This is a genomic window from Lacticaseibacillus songhuajiangensis (assembly GCF_003946025.1).
GTDB classification, from domain to species: domain Bacteria; phylum Bacillota; class Bacilli; order Lactobacillales; family Lactobacillaceae; genus Lacticaseibacillus; species Lacticaseibacillus songhuajiangensis.
In genome coordinates this window covers 1-2,954 of the sequence record NZ_RHNR01000035.1, presented here as the reverse complement: position 1 = coordinate 2,954, position 2,954 = coordinate 1, and the positions used below count along the sequence as shown (strand labels likewise).

Annotated in this window: 2 protein-coding genes; one reads left to right on the top strand and one right to left on the bottom strand. The window is 45.5% G+C overall.

The genetic code is table 11. From position 1 onward, the window contains the following. On the top strand, positions 1–404 hold a 404-nt coding region (locus EKM97_RS08780; protein WP_225419257.1), incomplete at its 5' end, for a prealbumin-like fold domain-containing protein. A gap of 361 nt (positions 405–765) precedes the next feature. Here EKM97_RS08780 and tnpC read toward each other — a convergent pair. Then, positions 766–2,181, bottom strand: coding sequence for an IS66 family transposase (gene tnpC, locus EKM97_RS08775; protein ID WP_125572030.1), 1,416 nt, complete (start codon positions 2,179–2,181; stop codon positions 766–768). Between the last annotated feature and the right edge of the window lie 773 nt (positions 2,182–2,954).

Here is a 2,954-nt window from a genome sequence, read left to right as displayed (position 1 = left end):
CAGGTAAAGCCCTGGCGGGCGCCGTGTTCAATCTGTATAAGAAGGACGGGACGAAGGTTGCCAGTGGCTTGACCACCAATGCCAAGGGTCGGATTAAAGTTGCTGACCTGAAGCCAGGCGACTACTACTTTGTTGAAACTGCTGCCCCTGCTGGTTATGAATTGAATGATGGTAAGCTTTCATTTACTATCGACCTACAAGTTAGTGGCAAACAGTCTGTAGTTACGGCTAAGAATTTTAAGAAGAGTTCATCACAAAGTAACAACGATAAGCACAAAGGCGACCAAAACATGCCTGCTACAGGAGATGGCAATAGTTTAGTAACGACACTGATGGGAGTGGCTTTGTTGCTCAGTATGTTCACCTACAGTCTTTTCAATCTTTACAGACGAGAACGCCAGTAGAGATAGAAAATAAGGGCCTCCGGTGCTGAAGGATTGTTTTAGTGAAGTAAAAGAACTGCGACTCAAATTTTTAGAGCGTCAGTAAACCGCTAACAATTAGTAATCACCTAATATTCGACCATACGAAGGAACCCCACAAACTTGTTTTTTGAGATTGTGGCTCTTCGTCAAGTAGAGTTGATAATTTTTTTATGAAGCACTTGGGCCTTAACTGGTCTAGGTGCTTTTCTTATGCCCTTTCATTCGTAAGCACCCAATAACTGACCGCATATGAATCCCGCTCGTAAGGTAGGCACCTAGTAATCGACCGCTGAAATAGGCCCGCAATCTCGTCTTTTGAGATTGCGGGCCTTCGTATTCTTTAAACGATTGATTCTACGTTTGAACTGTTAGTCTTTAAATTCCATGGCAAACACGCCTCCAACGATTCCGTTTTTGCGAATGTTGGTAGCTGTGAGACAATCTCTAACAGTTGTGTGATGTAGTTCCGCGGATCGATCCCATTGGCTTTCGCGGTTTCAACCACGGTCATCCAGATGGCGTTGGCTTCGGCACCTTTTGGACTAGTGCTAAACAGCCAGTTTTTCCGGCCAATCACATAACTCTTCATGTTGCGCTCAGAAGCGTTATTACTTAAATCGATTTCCCCAAATTCTAGGACGCGATTTAATGCGACACGTTGCCCCTGCGCATACGCCAATGCTTTACCTAGACGATCTTTTGGTAAAGTCTCGACATGATCACACCACTCCCAAAAGTGCTCGATCAACGGTTTAAGCACCACTTGACGCTTTTCCAGGCGTGATGCGCTATCTAAGCCTGCCCAATTCCGTTCGAGTTCAAACATCTGATTGAGTAGCTTCAAGCCCAGCGTCATCTTCTTAGTGTTCTTGAAATCATCGAAGAACTTACGCCGTACATGCGCCCAACAACCAACGCGAGTGATTGAATCATCCAGAAGATTGTAGCCGGCGTAGCCGTCGCATTGTAGGACACCAGGAAAGCCACTGTATAAGTTCTGAGCGAATTTCCCGGAGCGAGTATTCGCATAGGCATACATGACGACTGGCGTTTCGCACCGCGTGATACTACGGGCTACCCAAATATACGACTTGCTCTGCGCCGACTTGCCAGGCTCTTGAAGTACCTGATAAGGGGTCTCATCGCCTTGGAGAAAACCTTGGCTCATCAAGTGGCTACGCATCAGGTCATAAACTGGCTTCACTAACTCGGCACACTTGATGACCCAATTTGAGATTGTGGTCTCACTTAATAAGACGCCTGCACGCTGCCAATCCTTTAATTGGCGATAGAGCGGTGTCCCGAGAATGCATTTTTGATGCAAAATCGACGCGATCAACGAAGGCGTCGCAATGCTGTGGGCAATTAATGCCTTCGGCGCGTTACCACGATAGATATGACTACATCCATCTTCAAGTTCGCAAGTCGAGCACTTGTAGGTCTTCTCATAGATTTTCTCGACAAACAAACGCCCTGGGATTCGATGAACGACCTCGCGAACAAAGTGAGTGCCTACCAATTTCAATTCATGACCATGTTCACTGTGTTCATCGGTTTTGGAAACAAAGGTGGTTCTTACCGGTAGATCATTCGCCAACAACTGCTGCCGAGTAGATTTCGGCTTTCTTAGCTGCTGCGGTTCATCATCTGTTACTGCTTCGCTTTGTTGCCCAGTTTGCGACAATATCACCGATATTGTCGTCCGAATCCCCAACATCAATGTAGTTGACAGCGTTGTCCACCGATATAAAGGCATTACCGATTGCTTGCTCCATGTTCCCTTTTCCACAAATCGTAATTTTAGTCATTATACTTCGTCTCTTTCTTTTAGTGAGTTAGGAATATCCTGATTGGCTTATTTAGTCAAGGCGATATTTCGTCAACACCCAAACAACTAGCTTGGAAATTAAATCAATAAGAAGATTTCAGAAGGCTTCGAATTTCCGGCAACAAGTAGTTGTGGCGTCATACCTTAATTGCCTTACATTGGGCCTCACAATACAAATAGCGGGTCTTCCATATGCTTGCCAAATCCTTAATAGTCTGAACTTGAACGGACCTAGGTTGACCTCAACAGCGTCAAATCCGTGATCCGAATCTCTGGTCACTGACTAGAGCAGATAAAGAACGCCGAGCACTTGTTACGAAAAGTGGTAGTAATAAAGCCTTTTAATCCATGTTATTCACTTCGAATGCGTTATAGGACTTACATTCCGTGTATATGTAAGCAGAAATTTGAATTGGCATAAATCGGAATTGCTTACGAGGTGTTCTACAAAGACGGTTAGTGACTTGGTGATTAGTGGAGGCTCAGAATTTTTGAGGAGCGTAAAGTGCCTTAAATATTAGGAAACCATTACATTTCAGAGCTTTGGTTTCAAATACGCTGTAAAAGCTGTCTGTATATGGTGAGAGCAAAAGTTCTCAAATCTTTTTGAAAGGAGGTAGCCTTGCCGCCGTGCGCGGCGTGCAGCGCGAAAGCCGCTAGCGCGAGCGGCGGCGGTCGGCGTTAGCCGACCGCCATCAGCC

Bases quoted from the DNA above. Each gene is read 5' to 3' on its own strand.
- tnpC (WP_125572030.1), bottom strand. From the start codon at position 2,181: ATGCCTTTATATCGGTGGACAACGCTGTCAACTACATTGATGTTGGGG.